General features: G+C 63.3%; 23 protein-coding genes. 18 read left to right on the top strand and 5 right to left on the bottom strand.

Annotated features, from left to right (window positions below):
• Positions 1–60 precede the first annotated feature (60 nt).
• The gene (gene ubiV / locus KYK29_RS14255; protein WP_254691575.1) at positions 61–996 is read left to right on the top strand and encodes a ubiquinone anaerobic biosynthesis protein UbiV; all 936 of its coding nucleotides are present in this window, start codon (positions 61–63) and stop codon (positions 994–996) included.
• 9 nt (positions 997–1,005) lie between these two features.
• Here ubiV and KYK29_RS14250 read toward each other — a convergent pair whose 3' ends face one another.
• A complete protein-coding gene (locus KYK29_RS14250) occupies positions 1,006–1,467 on the bottom strand; it encodes a hemerythrin domain-containing protein (protein ID WP_254691574.1) in 462 nt (153 codons plus the stop codon).
• 11 nt (positions 1,468–1,478) lie between these two features.
• On the bottom strand, positions 1,479–1,634 hold the full coding sequence (locus KYK29_RS14245) for a hypothetical protein (protein WP_254691573.1): 156 nt from the start codon (positions 1,632–1,634) through the stop codon (positions 1,479–1,481).
• A gap of 101 nt (positions 1,635–1,735) precedes the next feature.
• Between KYK29_RS14245 and KYK29_RS14240 the strand changes: the two genes are divergently transcribed.
• From KYK29_RS14240 to KYK29_RS14215, 6 genes are all read left to right on the top strand, one after another.
• Positions 1,736–2,293 carry a cytochrome c oxidase subunit 3 gene (locus KYK29_RS14240; protein WP_254691572.1) on the top strand — a complete coding sequence of 186 codons (558 nt, stop codon included), beginning with the start codon at positions 1,736–1,738 and terminating at the stop codon, positions 2,291–2,293.
• A 7-nt stretch (positions 2,294–2,300) separates the two neighbouring features.
• Positions 2,301–2,576 carry a cytochrome C oxidase subunit IV family protein gene (locus KYK29_RS14235; RefSeq protein ID WP_254691571.1) on the top strand — a complete coding sequence of 92 codons (276 nt, stop codon included), beginning with the start codon at positions 2,301–2,303 and terminating at the stop codon, positions 2,574–2,576.
• Between the two features lie 132 nt (positions 2,577–2,708).
• On the top strand, positions 2,709–3,161 hold the full coding sequence (locus tag KYK29_RS14230; protein ID WP_254691570.1) for a c-type cytochrome: 453 nt from the start codon (positions 2,709–2,711) through the stop codon (positions 3,159–3,161).
• Between the two features lie 24 nt (positions 3,162–3,185).
• Positions 3,186–4,532 (top strand): nitric-oxide reductase large subunit, encoded by a 1,347-nt coding sequence (locus tag KYK29_RS14225; protein ID WP_254691569.1) that lies wholly within the window; start codon positions 3,186–3,188, stop codon positions 4,530–4,532.
• 64 nt (positions 4,533–4,596) lie between these two features.
• A complete protein-coding gene (locus KYK29_RS14220) occupies positions 4,597–5,409 on the top strand; it encodes a CbbQ/NirQ/NorQ/GpvN family protein (protein WP_254691568.1) in 813 nt (270 codons plus the stop codon).
• A gap of 7 nt (positions 5,410–5,416) precedes the next feature.
• On the top strand, positions 5,417–7,315 hold the full coding sequence (locus KYK29_RS14215; RefSeq protein WP_254691567.1) for a nitric oxide reductase activation protein NorD: 1,899 nt from the start codon (positions 5,417–5,419) through the stop codon (positions 7,313–7,315).
• A 67-nt stretch (positions 7,316–7,382) separates the two neighbouring features.
• Here the strand turns inward: KYK29_RS14215 and hemN are convergent, their stop codons facing one another.
• Entirely contained in the window at positions 7,383–8,735 is a 1,353-nt protein-coding gene (hemN, locus tag KYK29_RS14210) for an oxygen-independent coproporphyrinogen III oxidase (RefSeq protein ID WP_254691566.1), read from the bottom strand.
• 145 nt (positions 8,736–8,880) lie between these two features.
• Positions 8,881–10,095: an NnrS family protein gene (locus KYK29_RS14205; RefSeq protein ID WP_254691565.1), complete on the bottom strand. Its 1,215-nt coding sequence runs from the start codon at positions 10,093–10,095 to the stop codon at positions 8,881–8,883.
• A gap of 213 nt (positions 10,096–10,308) precedes the next feature.
• On the opposite strand from KYK29_RS14205, the gene nirK reads away from it, so the two are divergent.
• From nirK to KYK29_RS14165, 8 genes are all read left to right on the top strand, one after another.
• Complete coding sequence (gene nirK / locus KYK29_RS14200; RefSeq protein WP_254691564.1) at positions 10,309–11,451, top strand: copper-containing nitrite reductase; 1,143 nt, start codon at positions 10,309–10,311, stop codon at positions 11,449–11,451.
• Positions 11,452–11,584: 133 nt separating this feature from the next.
• Entirely contained in the window at positions 11,585–12,499 is a 915-nt protein-coding gene (locus KYK29_RS14195; RefSeq protein WP_254691563.1) for an SUMF1/EgtB/PvdO family nonheme iron enzyme, read from the top strand.
• 262 nt (positions 12,500–12,761) lie between these two features.
• Complete coding sequence (gene napE / locus KYK29_RS14190; protein ID WP_254691562.1) at positions 12,762–12,953, top strand: periplasmic nitrate reductase, NapE protein; 192 nt, start codon at positions 12,762–12,764, stop codon at positions 12,951–12,953.
• Between the two features lie 10 nt (positions 12,954–12,963).
• Positions 12,964–13,464 carry a ferredoxin-type protein NapF gene (gene napF / locus KYK29_RS14185; protein ID WP_254691561.1) on the top strand — a complete coding sequence of 167 codons (501 nt, stop codon included), beginning with the start codon at positions 12,964–12,966 and terminating at the stop codon, positions 13,462–13,464.
• Positions 13,457–13,744 (top strand): chaperone NapD, encoded by a 288-nt coding sequence (locus KYK29_RS14180; RefSeq protein WP_254691560.1) that lies wholly within the window; start codon positions 13,457–13,459, stop codon positions 13,742–13,744. The genes napF and KYK29_RS14180 overlap by 8 nt, the downstream gene beginning before the upstream one ends.
• Positions 13,719–16,223, top strand: a complete 2,505-nt coding sequence (gene napA, locus KYK29_RS14175) for a periplasmic nitrate reductase subunit alpha (RefSeq protein ID WP_254691559.1) — start codon at positions 13,719–13,721, stop codon at positions 16,221–16,223. Before KYK29_RS14180 ends, napA begins: the two co-directional genes overlap by 26 nt.
• On the top strand, positions 16,193–16,684 hold the full coding sequence (locus tag KYK29_RS14170) for a nitrate reductase cytochrome c-type subunit (protein ID WP_254691558.1): 492 nt from the start codon (positions 16,193–16,195) through the stop codon (positions 16,682–16,684). Before napA ends, KYK29_RS14170 begins: the two co-directional genes overlap by 31 nt.
• Complete coding sequence (locus tag KYK29_RS14165; RefSeq protein ID WP_254691557.1) at positions 16,681–17,379, top strand: cytochrome c3 family protein; 699 nt, start codon at positions 16,681–16,683, stop codon at positions 17,377–17,379. Before KYK29_RS14170 ends, KYK29_RS14165 begins: the two co-directional genes overlap by 4 nt.
• 60 nt (positions 17,380–17,439) lie before the next feature.
• Here the strand turns inward: KYK29_RS14165 and KYK29_RS14160 are convergent, their stop codons facing one another.
• Positions 17,440–17,793, bottom strand: a complete 354-nt coding sequence (locus KYK29_RS14160; RefSeq protein ID WP_254691556.1) for a DUF488 domain-containing protein — start codon at positions 17,791–17,793, stop codon at positions 17,440–17,442.
• A gap of 277 nt (positions 17,794–18,070) precedes the next feature.
• On the opposite strand from KYK29_RS14160, the gene KYK29_RS14155 reads away from it, so the two are divergent.
• From KYK29_RS14155 to KYK29_RS14145, 3 genes are all read left to right on the top strand, one after another.
• Entirely contained in the window at positions 18,071–19,687 is a 1,617-nt protein-coding gene (locus tag KYK29_RS14155; protein WP_254691555.1) for an AMP-binding protein, read from the top strand.
• A complete protein-coding gene (locus KYK29_RS14150; RefSeq protein WP_254691554.1) occupies positions 19,688–19,966 on the top strand; it encodes an acyl carrier protein in 279 nt (92 codons plus the stop codon).
• 86 nt (positions 19,967–20,052) lie between these two features.
• Positions 20,053–20,844, top strand: coding sequence for a hypothetical protein (locus tag KYK29_RS14145; protein ID WP_254691553.1), 792 nt, complete (start codon positions 20,053–20,055; stop codon positions 20,842–20,844).
• The last annotated feature ends 182 nt before the right edge of the window (positions 20,845–21,026 follow it).

The raw sequence follows: 21,026 nt of genomic DNA, 5'->3' as shown, positions 1-21,026 counted from the left end.
GAGCGGTTCTGCCGAACCTGTGGAAATCAGAGCCGCTCTAGACGAAATCCAGGAGCAGACATGACGGTGACAGCAACAGCCGCACTCAGCCTCGGGCCGGTCTATTTTCTCTGGGACGGACCGAAATGGCGGGACTTCTATTTCCGGATCGCCGATGAGGCGGCGGTCGAACATGTCACGCTCGGCGAGACGGTCTGTTCCAAGCGCCAGCATTTCAGCGAGCCGCATATCGCCGAGGTCGTCGAAAGACTGGAGGCGGGGGGCAAGACCGTGACGTTCTCGACGCTCGCCATGGTGACGCTGGAGCGGGAGAGCCGCCATGTCAGGGATCTCATTCGCGACAGCGTCCATCCGGTCGAGGCGAACGACCTTTCCGCGCTCGGCCTTCTCAAGGGACGGCCGCATTCGATCGGCCCGCTGGTGAATGTCTACAATGCCGCGACGGCGCGCGTGCTTGCCGCTCGCGGGGCGGAAAACATCTGTCTGCCGCCTGAACTCCCGGCCAGTTCCATTCAAGGAATTCTGGCGGCCATGCCGGGCTTCTCCTTCGAGATTTTCGCCTTCGGCCGAATGCCGCTCGCCATCTCGGCGCGCTGCGCCCACGCGCGCTCGAAGGGGCTGACGAAGGACAATTGCCAGTTCATCTGCGGCGATGAGCCGGACGGCCTGCCGCTGCGTACGCTCGACCGGCAATCCTTTCTCGTGCTGAACGGCGTGCAGACCATGTCCAACAGCTGCGCGGTGCTTCTCGACGATCTGGCGCCGCTGGTGAAAGCCGGCCTCAACCGGGTGCGCCTCTCGCCGCAGGATTGCGACATGGTGCGGGTGGCGGATCTCTATCGCGGCGTTCTCGATGGCCGGATCGACGGCGAGGGAGCGATTGCGGACCTTGCCAGGGTCTATCCCGGCGTCCGATTCTCGAACGGCTTCCTCCACCATCAGGAGGGCGCGGCCTGGGTCTCGCGTGGCCGGAACGCGGCATCGGGAGGCGACTGAGCGCGCCTCTCACGCAAAGACGTTGCGATCTTCCGCCCTTGCCGAGAGCAAGGCTTCCAGCATCATCTTTTCCGAAAAGACATGACGGCGCAGGGCCTCCTGGAAGCCGACGATCATTCGAAAGACCGTCTCGGAAGACAGGGCGCAACGATCCTCCGCGACCGCTTTCAGCGTGCTGGCCAGTTCTTCCGCCGCCATCCGGTCGCAGCGGTGCTCGGCTTTCCACTGCGCGATCGCGGTCGTTGCGAAGGCGGAGCCGGCATGACGGTCGAAGTCCGGAAAAAGCAGCCGTTCCTCAAGATCGTGGACGGCCTTCAGAAGCGGCGGCATCGCGTCGGCAAGCGCCCGCAATTCAACGGCGACATCCGGCTCGCCCGCCACCTGCTCAAGGCGCAGGCAAAGATCGAGCAGATTGCCGTGCAGGGTCTCCAGCCGACCGATATCGGCGGCGGCAAAGGTCGGTCCGTTCATCGTCCCGTCCTCTACTGGCCGAAGAAAAGCACGACGGCGATCGCCGCCGAGGCTGCGACCGCAGAAAGCGTTCCGGCTCCCTGCAATACGCCCATGCGATAGAGCATCAGCGCAAAACCGGCAATGACCGGCGCGGCGACGACGAGGCCGAACTGTGCATCCGTCATGGAAGAGTTCCTTTCTTTCACAGCCATCCTGCCGCAGGCGGGCAGACATCTCTTTGCGCCCGCGCAAAGAACCCGGCGGGCCGCTCCGGTAGACGGTCGGCATGGCAACGACGGAAGATATCGGCCTGTCGGTCGGCAAGACGGAGAGCGGCGGGGATGCGGATTCCCTGCTGCTCTGGATTCTGGTATGGAGCGAACTCATCGCTTTCGGCGCGCTGCTCGTCGCCTTCATGGTGATGACGGTGGCCGATGTGGAGGGTGCGGCGCTCCTGCGCTCCCATCTCCATCCGGGGCTTGCGGCGCTCAATACCGTGCTCCTTCTTCTCAGCGGCTGGCAGGCGGCGCTCGCGGTGCGTCTCGGCGACGGGCCGGTGCGCCGGCCTCTGGTGCTTGCGGCGCTTTTCGGCCTCGGTTTCGCCGCGGTGAAGCTTTTCGAATATTCACTTGAGGCGCGTTCCGGCATCGGTGGTGCGGGGGCGCTTGCGGAACTCTACTTCCTCGTTACCGGCTTCCATCTGCTGCATGTCGTCTTCGGCTCGGGCATTCTCTGCCTCGTCGCCTGGCGGCCGTCGCGGGGCAATGTCGTTCTTATCGCCACGCTCTGGCACGCGATCGATCTGGTCTGGCTGGTGATGTTCCCGATCGTCTATCTCACCTGAGGCGCCCATGACCCGACAGGCCCGTGAACAGTTCATCGCCACGCTCGCCATGCTGCTGACGCTCGCCGTCGGCGGCGCATTTGTCGGGGGGCTGAGCGGCGGCCTTCTGGTGCCGATCATCGCCGTGCTCATCATGGCCTATGCGAAGGGCCGCTTTGTCATCCTCGATTTCATGGAACTGCGCGAAAGCGGCGGCCTGATGCGTTCCGCATTGCTTGCATGGCCGGCGCTGCTGCTCCTGCTCGCTCTTCTGCGCACCGTCACCGTAACGCTGATGGGCTGATGAATTGCGCTCTTTGCCGGAGCGCAAAGACGATTTTCTCCGCACCGTTAGAACGACGACGTCCCGCACTGCCGGCGAGGGGATCGCCGACGACACAGTCGGCGGGATTACGGCTAGGGAAAGGACCTGGGGATGGCAGAGCGCCTAACCAAGACAGGGGCCCGCAACGTCTTTTACGGCGGGTCCATCTTCTTCTTCACGATATTCGTGGGGCTTACGGCACACAGTCACTACCACATACGGACGTCCTCCACCGACGAGTCGACGCTGACCGACAGCGTCGCGCGTGGAAAGCACGTCTGGGAAAAGAACGCCTGCATCAATTGCCATACGCTTCTCGGCGAGGGCGCCTATTTCGCGCCGGAACTCGGCAATGTCTGGAAACGCTACGGCGGCGTGGAGGACCCCGAAGGCGCGCGCGAAACGATGAAGGCCTGGATGGCTGCGCAGCCGAGCGGGATAGAGGGCCGGCGACAGATGCCGCAATTCAATCTCACCGAACAGGAACTCGACGATCTGGCCGATTTTCTCGAATGGACGAGCCGGATCAACACCCAGAACTGGCCACCGAACGATGCCGGCTGACCGATTGCGTTCAGGAGACAAGACATGAAGTATCAAACGCAGAAGGTCGCCATGCTGTATTTTTACGGCGCGCTCGGCCTCTTCCTCGCCCAGGTTCTCTTCGGCGTTCTGGCCGGCATGATCTATGTCCTGCCGAACACGCTCTCCGAACTGCTGCCTTTCAACATCGTGCGCATGATCCACACCAATGCGCTCGTCGTCTGGCTGCTCATGGGTTTCATGGGCGCGACCTACTACATGATCCCGGAGGAAACCGAAACGGAGCTTTACAGTCCGAAACTCGCGGTGATCCAGTTCTGGCTGTTCTTCGTCGCGGCGGGCCTGACGGTGGTCGGCTATCTCTTCCGCATCCATGAGGGGCGCGAATTCCTGGAACAGACCTTCGCCGCGAAGGTCGGCATCGTCATCGTCGTGTTGATGTTCCTGTTCAACATCACCATGACGGCGCTGAAGGGCCGCAAGACGACGGTCATCAACATCCTGCTGTTCGGCCTGTGGGGGCTCGCGCTCTTCTTCCTCTTCGCTTTCTACAATCCGACCAACCTCGCGCTCGACAAGCTGTACTGGTGGTACGTCATCCATCTGTGGGTCGAGGGCGTCTGGGAACTGATCATGGCCTCGGTTCTGGCCTTCCTGATGATCAAGCTCAACGGCATCGACCGCGAGGTCGTGGAAAAATGGCTCTATGTCATCGTTGGCCTGGCGCTCTTTTCGGGCATTCTCGGAACGGGGCATCACTATTACTGGATCGGCGCGCCGGGCTACTGGCAGTGGATCGGTTCCCTGTTCTCGACGCTCGAAGTGGCGCCGTTCTTCACCATGGTCATCTTCACCTTCGTGATGACCTGGAAAGCCGGCCGCAACCATCCCAACAAGGCGGCGCTGCTCTGGTCGATCGGCTGCTCGGTCATGGCCTTCTTCGGTGCAGGCGTCTGGGGCTTCCTGCACACCCTGTCGTCGGTCAACTACTATACCCACGGCACGCAGGTCACCGCGGCGCATGGCCATCTCGCCTTCTTCGGCGCCTACGTCATGCTGAACCTCGCCATCATGGCCTACGCCATTCCGGAGATCCGTGGTCGCGCGCCCTTCAACCAGTGGCTCTCGATCGCCAGCTTCTGGATCATGTGCACGGCCATGTCGGTAATGACTTTCGCACTCACCTTCGCAGGCGTCGTGCAGATTCATCTCCAGCGGGTTCTGGGCGACAGTTTCATGGACGTGCAGGATCAGCTCGCCCTGTTCTACTGGGTCCGCCTCGGCTCGGGTGCTGCGGTGCTGATATCGGCGCTGATGTTCGTCTGGGCCGTGCTCGTGCCGGGACGGGAGCGATCGGACAGCCTCACCCGCATGGTGCAGCCGGCGGAGTGAGCCGAGGCCGGCCCCGCCTTCCCGCGGGGCCGGTATTTCTTCCTGGAGATTCGTGGAGATAGAAATGAATGTCATCCTGAAGGATACCCCGCGTGCGACGCCGTCCGTCCCGGCCTACAGCCCCTCGGGCAACGAATGCGCGCTGTTCGAGAAAGCCTGGGAGCGTCGGCTTCCGCTGTTGCTGAAGGGGCCGACCGGCTGCGGCAAGACCCGCTTCGTCAGCCATATGGCCGCAAGGCTCGGCCTGCCGCTTGCACCCGTCTCCTGCCACGACGACCTTTCCGCCGCCGACCTGACGGGCCGCTACCTGCTCAAGGGCGGCGATACGGTCTGGGTGGACGGTCCTTTGACCCGTGCGGTGCGCGAGGGCGGCGTCTGCTATCTCGACGAGATCGTCGAGGCGCGAAAGGACGTCGCCGTGGTGCTGCATCCGCTCACCGACGACCGCCGCATCCTGCCGCTGGAGCGCACCGGCGAAGTGTTGGAAGCGCCGGAGAGCTTCATGCTCGTGGTTTCCTACAACCCGGGCTATCAGAACCTGCTGAAGGCGCTGAAGCCCTCGACGCGCCAGCGCTTCGTGGCGATCGAGTTCGACTTCCTGCCGAAGGCGGCGGAAATCGCCGTGGTGGCGATGGAAAGCGGACTGGATGAGGCCCGTATCGCGCCGCTCGTCGAGCTTGCCCATCGGCTGAGGGCGCTGAAGGGCCATGATCTGGAGGAGGGTGTCTCGACGCGCCTTCTGGTCTATTGCGCCTGCCTCATCGACAGCGGCATGACGATGCGCGAGGCGGTGCGCGCGGCGATGATCGAACCGCTCACCGACGAGCCCGACGTCAGGACGGCGCTCCTGGAAATCGCCGACGCGATGATCCGCTGAGGCCGCCATGCTGGATTTCCTGGAGCTTGAGGAAACCGTCGGCCGGGCCTGGCACCGGCTGGTCGGCAAGGCCGGAACCTGGCCGCGCCATCCGGATCATGCGGTCCGGCTGGAAGATGTAAGGTCCATGCTCGCCGTCTGCTTTCGCGGCTTCGGCGGGCAGGGCGCGGTGCAGATCGCGCCGGCCCGCGGGCGCAGCTCGACGCACCGCCTGAGGCTTCGGGAACGCATGGGACTCGGCGAGGAGAAGCTGGTGCAGCCCGGTCGCGACCATGCGACATTGATGCTGCCGGGCGAAATCGATCTTTTCGCCGACCGCAATCTCAACCGCGACCTCTATATCTGGCTTGCCGCCGCCATGGCGACGATGCCGCTCGACCGGATCGTCAGGGATGACCCGCTCCAGCGCGACCTGGCCATCCTCCAGCGGGCGGAAGTGACCGCGAAACTTGTCCTCACCGCCTTTCCGGGACTGGCTCGCCGCTACGCCCGGCTTTGTGCGGCGACACTGGCGGCGCGTCGCAGCCGGCCGCTGCCATCCGTCGAACGGCATGTCGAAAACCGTATCCTCAGCCTGCTGAAAAAGGGCGCGGGGCAGACCGAGAACACGCTGCCGGTGATCTTTCCGCATCGTGCGCCACCGGGCTATCTGCCGATGCTGCCCGTGCCGCTCTGGCCGGACGCGTTGCTGCGCGCGGAAGGCGAGGGACGGGGAGATGAGGATCAGCCGGCCACCGGCGGCGACCCGCAGGGCCTGGAGAACGGCAGGCATATGGCGGAGCGCGAGAAGGCGGAAAACCGCACGACCGAGCGTAGCCCTTTCATCCTCAACCGGTTCGAGAAGATCCTCGCCATGGCGGAAATGGTCAATGTCGATCGTCCCGGCGACGACAGCGACGATCATGACGCATCGGCTGCCGACGAATTGGATGACATGACGCTCGGCGAGCGCAAGGGACGCCCCGCCGCCCGCTTCCGCTTCGATCTCGATCTGCCGCCGGAAGCGCTGGATCATACGCGGCTCACTGGGGAATACACCTATCCGGAGTGGGATTACCGCACCGCCGCCTACCTGCCGGATCATTGCCGGGTGTTCGCCTCGCCGGCCCCGGACGCCGCCGCGGCGCCGGACGCCGATGCGGACACGAAGAGCCTCATCCGCCGGGTGCGCCGGCAGTTCGAGGTGCTGCGCCCCCGTCACGAGATGCTGCGGGCGCAGATCGATGGTCCAGACCTCGACCTCGACGCCGTCGTGCGGGCGCGAAGCGACCTTGCCGCCGGCGGCCAGGGCAGCGACCGGATTCATCTGATGAGCCGGCCGCAGGTGCACGATCTCGCCGTTACCATTCTGGTCGACGTATCCCTGTCGACCGACGCCTGGTTCGACGACCGTCGGGTGCTCGACGTGGAGAAGGAGGCGCTGCTGGTGCTCGCCCATGGCCTTGCCGCCTGCGGCGACAGCCATTCGATCCTGACGTTCACGTCACGGCGGCGCTCGTGGGTGCGGGTGGAAACGGTCAAGGACTTCGGCGAGCCGATGAACCGGGGCGTCGAGGCGCGCATCGCGGCGCTGAAGCCGGGATTCTACACCCGGATCGGACCGGCGATACGCCATGCGGCGGCAAAGCTCAAGGAACAGCCGAACCGGCGGAAACTGCTGCTGGTCCTGACGGACGGCAAGCCGAACGACGTCGATCATTACGAAGGCCGCTTCGCGCTGGAAGACAGCCGGCGGGCGGTCACGGAAGCGCGCCGCGCGGACGTCAGCGTATTCGGGGTGACCGTCGACCGGGAGGCGCAGGCCTATGTGCCGGCGATCTTCGGCCACAACGGTTATGCCATTGTCAGCAATATCGCCCGGCTGCCGGCTGCGCTGCCGGCGATTTATCGTGGTCTTGTGGGATAGAGGGCGCAGGACCGCGAGGAAAGGCCCGGCATGTTGCACCCATGCCGGGCCTTTTTCGTCTCGTCTCTCAGGCGGCCTTGCTGTGCGTGCGGGTCGAACGGTCGAGATAGGCGTCGAAGGCGGCGGCAACCGCGCGGATGATGAAGCGATGCTCCTGCCGCACGGTGATCGTGCCGCCGCGGATATCGATAGCCCCGTCCGCCTTCAGCGCCGCCAGCCGTTCGTTCCCCTCGAAAAGCGGGGCTGCATCGAAGCCGTGACGGGCGGCGATGGATGTGACGTCGACGCGGAAATCGCACATCAGTCGCTCGATGATCTCGGCGCGCAGCCGGTCGTCGGCGGTCAGCCTGTAGCCCTTCGCGGTCGCAAGCCGGCCGGATGCGATACGCTGGGCGTAGAGGCCCGGCGGCACTTCGTTCTGGATGTAGCCTTCTGCCGTCCGGCCGATCGCTGAGGCTCCGAAACCGATCAGCGTGGTGCAGGCATCGGTCGTATAGCCCTGGAAATTGCGCCGCAGCTTGCCCTGTCTGGCGGCCCGTGCGAGGTCGTCGTCGGGCAGGGCGTAATGGTCGAGGCCGATGCGGATATAGCCGGCGGCGGCCAGCGTCTCGGCAATCGCCTCCGCCTGCTCGATGCGCATCGCCGCATCCGGCAGGGCGCGCTCGTCTATCAGCCGCTGGTGTTTCTTGAAGGACGGGATATGGGCATAGCCGAAAACCGCGAACCGCTCCGGCCGCATCCGTGCCGCCACCCGCGCGGTCTCGACGCAGGAAGCGACGGTCTGATGCGGCAGGCCGTAGATGAGGTCGAAGTTGATGCCCCTCACGCCGGCCTCGCGCAGTCGCGCCACGGCGTCCGCCGTCTGCGCCTCGCTCTGGATGCGGTTGATCGCCTTCTGCACGACGGGGTCGAAACTCTGCACGCCAAGGCTTGCACGGGTGACGCCCGCTTCGCCGAGCGCCCCGGCCATTTCGGATGACAGCGTACGAGGATCGATCTCGACGGCGATCTGCACCCCCGCCGCGAAGGAGAAACGGGCGCGCAGGAGGCCGATCAGGTCGCGAAATTCCTCCGGCTGCATGATGGTCGGCGTGCCGCCACCGAAATGAACATGACGTATTCGGGGCTGATTGCCGATCTTGTCGGAAACCAGCGCGATCTCCTTCCGCAGCACGTCGATATAGTCGAGGATCGGTTCGTCGCGCTGGGTGATGGTGGTGTGACAGCCGCAATACCAGCACATCGAGCGACAGAAGGGGATATGCAGATAGAGCGAGGCATCCTCCTGGGGTCTGATGGCCGAGAGCCAGTCGCCATAGGTCCCGGTTCCGATGGTGGGGGAAAAGCTGGGAGCTGTGGGATAACTCGTGTAGCGAGGAAGCCGTGCCTCGCCGTGTTTCTCGATCATGGCCTGTTGCATCGCATATTCCTTTGTCCGGCTCGGTGAATGGCGGCAGGCTAGGCGCGGGAGGGAGGACTTTCTTTGCGAAAGGCCAAGCAGCCGGTCATTTCGAGGCGATTTCCAGGCCGGTCGGAGGCGAGTGAGGGGAAGAACGACCGCGCCTTCAGAAAGGCGTGCGGCGTTTTCGTATAAGCATCGGCCCGTATTCCAGGCAGAAAAGACTGAAGGCGGCGATCCATAGCAACGCGGAGACGCCGTGGATCGCGGCGCCCGCCTCGAGAAGGATTTCTCCGAAGGGACGCAGCAGCGCGCAAAGGACCAGCGCCGCGTAGGACATCACGGTCGGACGCGATGCTGCGAGCGCGCGGCCGGTGTGGCCGAGGCTTGCCCGGGTCATCATCGCCAGCATCATGCAGGCGATCGCGCCGACGGAAAGCAGGTGCAGCGCGGAGCGTTCCCCGATGAGGCCGGAGGCCGCAAGGGCGACAGCGAGAAAGCCGAGCGGAACGAAGGCATAGGCCACATGCAGAACGGCAAGCAGCCTTTCCGGCAGCACCGTCCAGCCGCGCCAGCGATAAAGGCGGATGCCATGCAGGGTGGCGGCGATGAGGCCCGACACCGCCGTCACCGGATGCAACGGGGCGAAGGTCCAGGCCGAAAACGCGCCGACGCCCGCAAGAAGGGCGATGCTGTCGAAGCGGTTGTAAGGCACGGGGAAGTCGGTGCGGCCGGATCTGGCGAGCCAGTTGCGGGTAAAAGCCGGCAGGACGCGCCCGCCGACGATCATCACCAGAACGACATAGGCCGCCGTGCCAAGCCGGCTCGCCACGGCGGCATCGCCACCGCCAATCGCCGCGATATGAAAGAGGCCATTGGCGAGCGCCAGCGCCAGCAGACCGCCGAGCACTTTCAGGTCCTTCCATTTGCGCGCCGCCACGACCGGCTGGGTGCAGACGGCCAATAGCGCCGGCAGGAAAAGACCGTCGATCGCCGCGGCGACAATGACGCCGGCGCTGTCCGAAGCCAGCAGGGCGATGCGCCCGGCGCACCAGAGCGTGAAGAGCGCTGCAAGCGGCATGCCCGAAAGCGGCAGGCTGCCGGTCCAGTTCGGAACCGCCGTCAGCAGGAACCCGGCGAGCACGGCCGGAGCAAAGCCGAAGAGCATTTCATGCGCATGCCAGTTGGATGCGCCATAACTTTCCATGAAGAGGATGCGGTCGGTGATCAGGGCGAGCCATAGCGCCATGGCGAGGATAGCCCAGAGGCCGCTTCCTAGGAAGAACGGGCGAAAGCCGTAGGAGAACAGGACCGGGCCGATGCGGGAAACGCCGCGCGGCGCGCCATCGTTCGTATGTGCGCCGGTTTGTCCTGCATTCATGACGGCCTCGGTTTCCGGGGTTTTCCAGCTCTTTATAGTGACGGCGGCGGCTTGCTTCTTTGCGAGGTGACAAAGAACAAAAGCCTCCCTGCCAAGATGCCGCACCCCTGCGGCATGTATATTTGTCCCATCTCAAAGAGGTTGTCAGGGATGCTCCTAGAACAGAGACGACAGGGGCGATCCGCGCTCCGTCCTTCAAGAAGGAGAAAAGCAATGACTGAGCAGTTTCAGATGACCCGCCGCACCATTCTGGGCGGCGCCGCCTTTGCCGGCGTGCTGACGCCGATCATTGCAGGGTCGGCGGCCCGGGCGGAGGAAACCCCCGTCAAGGTGAGCGCGGCCGCCGCGCCCGTCGATATCTCGACGCTGGAACGCGTGAAGGTCGAACTGGTGAAGCCGCCTTTCGTCCACGCCCATACGCAGAAGGCCGAGAGCGGTCCGAAGATCTACGAATTCACCATGACGATCGAGGAAAAGAAGATGATCCTCGACGACAAGGGAACGGAGATCCACGCCATGACCTTCGACGGCTCGGTTCCCGGCCCGCTGATGGTCGTGCACCAGGGCGACTATGTCGAACTGACGCTGATCAACCCCGAGACCAACGAGTTGCAGCACAATATCGATTTCCACTCGGCGACGGGCGCGCTCGGCGGCGGTGCGCTGACCATCGTCAACCCGGGTGAGCAGACCGTATTGCGCTTCAAGGCCACCAAGGCCGGCGTCTTCGTCTATCACTGCGCACCTCCCGGCATGGTCCCCTGGCATGTCACTTCGGGCATGAACGGCGCCATCATGGTGTTGCCGCGGGAAGGGCTCACCGACGGCCAGGGCAACGAGCTTGTCTATGACCGCGTCTACTATGTGGGCGAGCAGGACTTCTACATTCCGCGCGATGCCGACGGGAACTTCAAGAAGTACGAAACCGCCGGAGACGCCTATCCCGACATGCTGGAGGTCATGCGCACGCTCACGCCGACCCATGTGGTCTTCAATGGCGCCGTCGGCGCGCTGACCGGCGACAACGCGTTGCAGGCCGAGGTGGGCGAGAAAGTGCTGATCGTGCATTCGCAGGCCAACCGTGACACCCGTCCGCACCTGATCGGCGGGCATGGCGACTATGTCTGGGCGACCGGCAAGTTCCGCAACCCGCCGGATCTCGATCAGGAGACCTGGTTCATTCCCGGCGGCACGGCGGGGGCGGCTTTCTACACCTTCGAGCAGCCGGGCATTTACGCCTATGTCAACCACAACCTGATCGAGGCTTTCGAACTGGGGGCTGCCGCTCACTTCACGGTGACCGGGGAGTGGAACGACGACCTGATGACCTCGGTCACCATGCCGAGCGGCGTCTGACGCCCACGATGCCGGCACGCCGGCCGCAAGGCGGGCGTGCCCTCTCCGGCGGGCCGCCCCGGCGGCCCGGTTCCCAACCGGCGACCGTCCGGGTGCAGACGAAGCCATCCGGTCGATGCGCGAGGAGGCCATAATGGTCGCGCTTGCTTTAAAACCCGGAAATCCCTGGCCATCGCTTGCCGTTCCCGTCCTGCTGCTGGCCGTTCTCGTCGGCGCGGTGGCGGTGAAGGCCGATCTGATCGGCGGTCCGGCCCCCGGTTCCGTACTGGCGGAACCGCCGACGGTGGAAATCGCTCCGCGCCGCTTCGAATATCGCGATAACGGCGAATTCTTCCGCAACGGTTTTGCCGTCGATGGTCCGGTTCGCGCCGTCACCATGCGGCGCCCGCTGACGATCATGAAGTATCAGGTCAGCGCCGCCGACTACGGACGTTGCGTAGCCGATGGCGCGTGTGCTCCGGCGGAGCCCGGCTTTGTGGCGACTGATCCCGCCGACACGCCGGCAACGGGCGTCAGTTATGACGATGCGATGGCCTATGCCGGCTGGCTCAGTGCCCGGACTGGCCAGATCTGGACCCTGCCGGACGATCGCGATCTGGCGTTTGCGGCCGGCACACGCTTTCCCGACGACGCACTCGGCGTCGATATCAACAGCACCAATCCCGCCGACCGGTGGCTGGCCGACTACCGTCGCGAAGCGGCGCGCCAGGCGTCGCGCGATCCCGTCCCGCAGCCACTTGGCCGCTTTGGCGAGAACGAGTTCGGACTTGCCGATTTCGCCGGCAACGTCTGGGAATGGACATCGACCTGCAACCGTCGTGTCAATCTCGACCGGGCAGGCAACGTGGTGAACGACACCTCGTCATGCGGGATCTATGTCGCGAGCGGCAAGCACCGGGCGGCGATGAGTTCGTTCGTACGCAACCCGAAGGGCGGCGGCTGCGCCGTCGGCGTCCCGCCGGATAACGTCGGCTTCCGCCTCGTCAAGGATACGCGCTGGTATGCGCCGCTCCTCGCCGCCCTGCGCAAGAGCGGGCTTCCACTGTGAAGCCCGTGTTTCGCGCGGGCTCCTTCGTCTTTGCAACGATAGGCAAGTGACTTGCAGTCTATATTCGGGCTTTCGCCGCTTTATTCAGTTTCGCGGAATATAGGTAGCAAGATCTCGTGAAATCGATATATTCTTGTATATATAACGAAATTGACTTTGTGCAAGTAAATTTATGACTATAAAAGTATAGTTTATTATACTTTCTTTCTGCGTTCGCGATGCTACTATTGCCGGCATGATTTGCAGTCGGAGGAAGCGCGCCTTGTCCGAAGTTTCGACAGACCACCTACCTCCGGAAACGTCAGGAAAGCGCCGGCGCCGCGAACTGCTCACGTTTTTCGTTCTGGCTTTCGGCATCTGGCCCATCGTCGCCGTCGGCGTGGTCGGCGGGTACGGCTTCCTCGTCTGGATGTTCCAGATCCTCTATGGGCCTCCCGGCCCGCCCGGTCAGTGAGGGCCGGGAAATGGAGCAGCAAAGCCTTTCCCGAAGGAACTTCCTGAGAGCCGGCTGGCGCGCCGAAACGGCCCCTGTCCGGCCGCCGGGCGTTCGCGAGCAGGCGCTTTCCGCCTGTACGGGCTGTGGTGAATGCGTCAGGCACTGTCCCGCCGGCATCGTCAGCCTCGCAGACGGCCTGGCGGTGGTTAACCTTGCGGCCGGCGAATGCACCTTCTGCGGCGCCTGCGCCGAAAACTGTCCGGAACCGGTCTTCACGGAAGAAAGGGCAGGGCGCTTCGACCATGTGATCGCGATCGCGGCCTCCTGTCTGCCCTTTCATGGCATCGACTGTCAGGCCTGCCGCGACGCCTGTCCCACCGGGGCGATCCGTTTTCGCCCCAGGCGCGGCGGCCCCTTCGTTCCGGAACTGGCGGCGGCCTCCTGTACGGGGTGCGGAGCCTGTATCGCGATCTGTCCGGTCGGCGCGACTGCGGTCGCGTCGCGTCCTGTGGAGGTCGTCTATGCCTGACGCAGAAAGACATCATCACATCTCAAGCGCCGTGGTGGCCACGAAGCCGGGCTGCCTCGACGGCGTGCTCGCGGCGCTTGCCGGCTTCGCCAATGTCGAGGTTTACGGCGCGGACAAGGGCAAGATCGTCATCGTCATCGAGGGACCGACTACCGGCGTTCTCGGGGATACGCTGATGCGCATCTCCGTCCTCGAGGGCGTGATCGCCGCAAACATGGTCTTTGAACACGTCGAAATGGAAGAGGAAAAGGTGCATGGGCAGCGAACTGACGCGGCGTGACATCCTTAAGGCCCAGGCGGCCGGTGTGGCGGCCACGGCGGCCGGCATCGCGCTCCCGGCCGCCGCCCAGCCGATCCCCGGCGGGGTCAGCGCGCTGGAGATCAAATGGAGCAAGGCGCCCTGCAGGTTCTGCGGCACGGGCTGCGGCGTCATGGTGGGCGTCAAGGAAGGCAAGGTCGTCGCCACCCACGGCGACATGCAGGCCGAGGTCAATCGCGGCCTCAACTGCATCAAGGGCTATTTCCTGTCGAAGATCATGTATGGCGCGGATCGCCTGACCAGTCCGCTCTTGCGCAAGCGCGACGGCGTCTACGCCAAGGACGGCGAATTCGAGCCCGTCACCTGGGAAGAAGCCTTCGACGTCATGGCCGAACAGGCCAAGAAGGTGCTGAAGGAAAAGGGACCGACGGCGCTCGGCATGTTCGGCTCCGGCCAGTGGACGATCTTCGAAGGCTATGCCGCGACCAAGCTGATGCGCGCCGGCTTCCGCTCGAACAATCTCGATCCGAACGCACGCCATTGCATGGCGTCGGCGGCCTATGCCTTCATGCGCACCTTCGGCATGGATGAGCCGATGGGCTGCTACGACGATTTCGAGCATGCCGACGCCTTCGTGCTCTGGGGCTCGAACATGGCGGAGATGCACCCGATCCTGTGGACGCGCATCGCCGACCGGCGGCTTGGCAACGAGCATGTGCGCGTGGCGGTGCTTTCCACCTTCACCCACCGCAGCATGGACCTCGCCGATATCCCGATGGTCTTCAAGCCGGGCAGCGATCTGGTGATCCTCAACTATATCGCCAACCACATCATCCAGACCGGCCGGGTGAATGAGGATTTCGTGCGCAACCACACGAAGTTCGTGCGCGGCGTCACCGATATCGGCTACGGGCTTCGCCCGGACGATCCCGCCGAGGTCGATGCGGCCAATTCCGCCGACCCCGGCCAGACGGAGCCGATCGACTTCGAAGCCTTCAAGGCGTTCGTCGCTGACTACACGCTGGAGAAGGCGGTCGAGATGACCGGCGTCGAGGCCGGCTTCCTGGAGCAGCTTGCCGAGCTTTACGCGGATCCGAACCGCAAGGTCATGTCGCTGTGGACCATGGGCTTCAACCAGCATGTGCGCGGCGTCTGGGCCAACCAGATGGTCTATAATCTCCATCTGCTGACCGGCAAGATTTCCGAACCCGGCAACAGCCCGTTCTCGTTGACCGGCCAGCCGTCGGCCTGTGGCACGGCGCGCGAGGTCGGCACCTTCGCCCACCGGCTGCCCGCCGACATGACGGTCACCAATCCCGAGCATCGCAAGCACGCCGAGGAAATCTGGCGGGTGCCGCATGGCATCATTCCGGAAAAGCCCGGCTATCATGCCGTCGAGCAGGACCGCATGCTGAAGGACGGCAAGCTCAACTTCTACTGGGTGCAGGTGAACAACAACGTCCAGGCCGGCCCGAATACCGCCAACGAGACCTATCTGGGATACCGCAATCCGGAGAACTTCATCGTGGTCTCCGACGCCTATCCGACGATCACGGCGATGAGCGCGGACCTGATCCTTCCGGCCGCCATGTGGGTCGAGAAGGAGGGCGCCTACGGCAACGCCGAGCGGCGCACCCATGTCTGGCACCAGCTCGTTCAGGCGCCCGGCGAGGGACGTTCCGATCTCTGGCAGATGGTCGAATTCTCCAAGCGCTTCACCACGGACGAAGTGTGGCCGGCCGAGATACTGGCCGCCAATCCCGCCTACAAGGGCAAGACGCTCTATCAGGTGCTGTTTGCCGAAAGCGACGTCGCGAAGTTTCCGGTCACGGAAGTCGACCCCGACTACGCCAACAACGAGGCCCGCCACTTCGGCTTCTATCTTCAGAAAGGGCTCTTCGAGGAATACGCCGCTTTCGGCCGCGGACACGGTCACGATCTGGCGCCATACGATACGTATCATGAGGTGCGCGGCCTGCGCTGGCCGGTCGTCGACGGCAAGGAAACGCTCTGGCGCTACCGCGAAGGGTATGATCCCTATGTGAAGCCCGGGGAAGGCGTGAAGTTCTACGGCAACAAGGATGGCAAGGCGGCGATCATCGCCGTGCCCTACGAGCCGCCGGCCGAATCGCCGGATGACGAATACGACGTCTGGCTGGTGACCGGCCGTGTGCTGGAGCATTGGCATTCGGGCTCGATGACCATGCGGGTTCCCGAACTCTACAAGGCGTTCCCCGGCGCCCGCTGCTTCATGAATGCCGACGACGCCCGCAAGCGCGGCCTCAATCAGGGTTCGGAAATCCGTATCGTCTCGCGGCGCGGAGAAATCCGCTCGCGCGTCGAGACGCGCGGCCGCAACCGCATGCCGCCCGGCGTGATTTTCGTGCCCTGGTTCGATGCCAGCCAGCTCATCAACAAGGTCACGCTCGACGCCACCGATCCCATCTCGAAACAGACGGATTTCAAGAAATGCGCAGTCAAGATCGAACCCGTCGCCTGATCGTCCGGCAAGGATGGATCGCAGCGATGATCGGCGCCGCCATCATCGCCACCGGCGCCATGGCGCAGACGGTTCCGGAGCTTTCCGGCCCGCAGGGCGACAGGATGCAGACCCTGCCGGCCGATCCGCTGCCGAAATGGATCGTCGACGACCTGCGCAAGATGCGCGCCTATCCCGAACAGCCGCCGGTCATCCCGCATTCGATCGACGGCTATCAGTTGTCGGTCAACACCAATCGCTGTCTTTCCTGCCACAAGCGCGAGTTCTCGCAGGATGCGGGCGCACCGATGATCAGCATCACCCATTACATGACGCGTGAGGGTCAGATGCTGGCCGACGTCTCGCCGCGCCGCTACTTCTGTACCGCCTGTCATGTGCCGCAGGCCGATACGAAGCCGCTCGTATCCAACACGTTCAAGGATATGAGCGAGATGGGCGTCACCCAGGCGGGAAGCGAATGATGGCGGCGCGAATCAAGACCATGCTGCTCTGGGTCTGGCGTCTGCTGACGACGCCGGCGGCGACCCTGAGCCTTGCCTTCCTCACGCTTGGCGGTTTCGTTGGCGGCGTGATGTTCTGGGGCGCTTTCAACACGGCTCTCGAAGTGACGAACACCGAGGCCTTCTGCATCTCGTGCCACGAGATGAAGGACAATGTTTATGAGGAGCTGACCCGAACGGTGCATTTCACCAATCGTTCCGGTGTGCGCGCCTCCTGTCCGGATTGCCATGTGCCGCACGAATGGACCGACAAGATCGCCCGCAAGATGCAGGCCTCAAAGGAAGTGTGGGGCAAGATTTTCGGCACGATCAGCACGCGGGAAAAATTTCTCGACAAGCGGCTGGAGCTTGCCCAGCACGAATGGGCGCGCCTGAAGGCGAACGACAGCCTGGAGTGCCGCAATTGCCACTCCTCGGTCGCCATGGACTTCACCAAGCAGACGCAGCGTGCGGCCGACATTCATTCGAAATTCCTTTTGCCGGGCAAGGCGACCTGTATCGACTGCCACAAGGGCATCGCGCATGAACTGCCAAACATGAGGGGGATCGATCCGGGCTGGAAAATGCCGCCGGATATGGAGGACAACGGCCCCGCGGCCGCCTCGAACGACGCGATCGAAGACCTGCGCCGCGCCGTGGCGAACGCGCATTTATAATGCGCGCGAGGCTGAAGGCGCTTTTTCAGGCGTCGCTCGGCACAACGCAGGCAGCGCCGATCACCCTTTCTGCTTCTCAGCGAGAAAGCGGGCAAGGATTTGTGCGTGATTGTGCTCTTCGTCACGAACGGCATAGAGGAGCGTCACGGTGCCGGCGTCCGCGCGGCGGCGGAGCGCTTCGACGTCCGGATTGTGGTGCAACTCGTTCAGATACCGTTCCTGAAATTCGGCCCAGTCGCCCTCCTTGCTGTGAAACCACTTTCGCAATTCGGTGCTCGGAGCGATATCCTTCATCCAATCGGTGAGCGCTGCGGATTGCTTGTTCATTCCTCGCGGCCAGAGGCGGTCGACGAGGATACGCTCGCCATCCTCCTTCGCCGGCGCGTCATAGACACGTTTGACACGGATCGTCACGGGACACGTCCTTTCCATCGAACCGATATTCTACGCGTGTCGGAAACCAAGGCAAATGCCTTCCCCGTTTCATCGCCGGCCGGGGTCTCAGGGGGGAGGGCATTTTGATCGATGTGTATTCAGCAGGCTGCTGTCAGTCGCAGATTTGACAGCTGTGGCTGCCATGCGGATGGCCTTAAGCATCCCGAACATCGATTAAGGTTAAAAGGCCGTAATAATTGACAGAATAGTAATCCTCTGGCGTATTTCATTCGAAATAGGAGCAAGCAGGGGCGGAATGTCTGTAAATTACAACCTTTCGGCGGGGTTCTTTCGTTCGGCGCGGATCCATGCCGAGAGGATTTTCTATTCCGACCGGAACATGGACGTCACCTATGGCGAGATGAGCGAAACGGTTGCAAGGCTCGCTTCCTTCCTGTCTTGCGGCCATCGCCCACGCAAAATCGGCATCCTGGCGACGCGAAGTTTTGAAGCCTATGCCGGTATATTGGCTGCCGGCCTTGCGGGAGCAGCTTACGTTCCGCTGAACCTCAAATGGCCGGAAGAGCGCATCGTCGCCCTGTTGCAGTCGCTGGAACTGGACGCTCTGGTCGTCGATGCCGACGGTGCCGACCTGCTGACGCCGGCGATATTGGTTGCCGCTCCGGATCGGATCGTGATCGCGGATGGGGCGGGTGATATCCAGGCGCGCGATGGGCAGCGGATCGTTCGTGTCGGCGCCATCGACAACGAACCCATCCGCGAGCCTGTGCAGGTTGACGCGGATGATCTCGCCTATGTCATCTTCACTTCGGGCACCACGGGCCTGCCGAAGGGCGTGATGATCTCGGCGGGATCGCTGCGCAGCTATCTCGACCAGAGCAAGCGCTGGACTTGCCTGACGCCCGCCGACAGATTGGCTGAAACCTGCGACGTGACCTTCGATCTGTCCGTCCACAATCTCTTCCTGTGCGTGGAAGCCGGCGCTTCGTTGCATGTGATGTCCGCGCTGGAAATGCTGGCCCCCGGCCGCTTCGTGCGAAGCCGCGGCATCACCGTCTGGATGTCGGTTCCGACGCTGATATCGATGATGCGCAGGAACGGCTCCCTCAAGCCCGATATCTTCCCAAGTCTCAGGCTTTCCATATTCTGCGGCGAGCCGCTTCCTGCCGCAGCGGCGCAGGCATGGGCGGAAGCAACCCCGAACGGTGTCGTGGAGAATATCTACGGGCCAACCGAGGGAACGGTAATCTGCATGCGCCAAAGCCTGACGGGTCCCGGTGCGTTGACCCCCGGCCGGGAAATCGTCGCGATCGGAACGCCATATGATACGATGGATGTTGCCATTCTCGATACACGTCAGCGACCGGTGCCGGACGGGATACCGGGCGAGATTGCATTGTCAGGCCCGCAACTCGCCATCGGCTATCTCAACGAGCCGAAACTGACGGCGGATCGCTTCAGGGTGATTGACGGCCGCCGCTGGTATCTGACCGGCGATCTGGGAATGCGGGATGGCGACGGCGTATTCCATCATCTTGGCCGGACCGACAACCAGATCAAGGTGAAGGGCAATCGCATCGAGCTGGAGGAAATAGAGGTGCACCTGCGCCGGGCGTCCAAAACCGACATGGTCGCGGTGGTGGGATGGCCGGTCGTGGATGCCTCCGTGCAGGGACTGGTCGGCTTTTGCAACAGCACCCTTCCTGCCGAAACGATCGCGGCATCGATGCTGAAGACACTGCCACGCTATATGGTGCCCGATCCCATTCATGTCCTTGACGTGCTGCCCGTAAACATCAATGGAAAGGTGGACCGCCGCGCCCTGCTCGAAAGGCTGCGCGAGGGTGAAGAAAGTGATGGGCCAAGGCGGGCAGGGTCCGCCGTGATCGCCGAGCCGGCAGGAGCAAGATAGATGGTGAAACCGGCAAGGACGGACATAAGAGACTTCGTCCTCTCGATCCTGTCGACACGCGGCGTATCATCCGTCGGAGAGCACGAGCGTCTGTTTTCCAGCGGACGTCTCGACTCATTGGCTGCGACGGAGGTGCTGATTCTTCTTGAGACGGATTACGGTGTCGATCTGGCCGACGAGAATTTCGACATCCTTCAGATCGATACGCTTCATGATCTGGAGAAGCTCGTTTCGTCCGGCGCGGCGGCAAGCAGCGGCGCTGGAAGCCCCGGCCGGTGAAACTGCAACCCATCCACAGAGGTGACACCGCCAGGGCCGTCACTTTGTTGGCGGAGGGCTTTCCCGAGCATTCCCCGGAGATATGGTTGGCGTGCCTTGCCAATATCTTCGGTCATTGCGAGAGATTCGGGCGCGATTCCATCGGCCAGTTCGCGACAGCCAATGGGAGCGAAATCGGCATATGCCTGACCATCCCCTCGTGTCGAGCGATTTACGCTGACAGTCCCCGGGAGGCGGTGAACCTGTCGGCATTCTATCTGCGGCCGGGGAATGAATGGAGGGCGACCCTCTTCATGCGCCGCCTGATGGCAGACGCGGCGGTAGAATATATCGATCTGACGGCGACCGAATCCATGCGGAAGCTCAACCGGCTCCTGGGGTTTGCCGATCGGTCGCGAGGAGCGGTCGTGGTGCCGCTCGCCCTGGCGGCATTGCGCTTTTCGCGCGGAACCCGGATTCTTCCCTTGGACGATGTCCCTCCCGGGATGTTGGCTGCTGATCTTCTCGATATTCTGCAAGAACATTCCCGATTGGGCTGTATGGCGATCGGGATCGAACTCGAGGGGATCTGCCATCCGCTGATTCTGGTTCCCAGCAGCCGGCGCGGAATTCCCGGCATGCGCGTGATTCTGGCGCGCGACAGGCAACTCCTTCAGAGGGCCCTGGGAACGATCGCCCGATATCTGCTGAAACGCGGCGTCCGTTTTCTCGAGTTCGAGGCGCTCACGAAATCAGGCTTCCCGGAAGCACTGTTCCGAACCGGGGCCGAGCCGGTCCAGACCACGCACGAGCCGAATACAGAGGCGATCGACCACACATTCTCGGAACTGGCCTTCATACCGCTTCCCGGCGCGGTTGTCGGTCGACCGCGAGCGTAATCCCCCATCCGAACGCCCTGTGCCGGACGGGAAGACGGTCTTGCGCCTATATCGCTGCCACCGATAGGAACAGCGACGACGGCAATATGTGTCCGCCTCCTTGAGGGTCGCCTTTCACAGCTTCCGCCTCTGACAAAGAGGCAACGGCCGTGGCATATCGTCAATCTGGTTCCGTCTGGTCC

This window comes from Shinella daejeonensis, from assembly GCF_024281235.1.
In the GTDB taxonomy this organism is placed as follows: Bacteria; Pseudomonadota; Alphaproteobacteria; order Rhizobiales; family Rhizobiaceae; genus Shinella; species Shinella daejeonensis.
The sequence above is the reverse complement of the archived record's forward strand: the minus strand, read 5'-3'. Positions and strand labels throughout refer to the sequence as shown.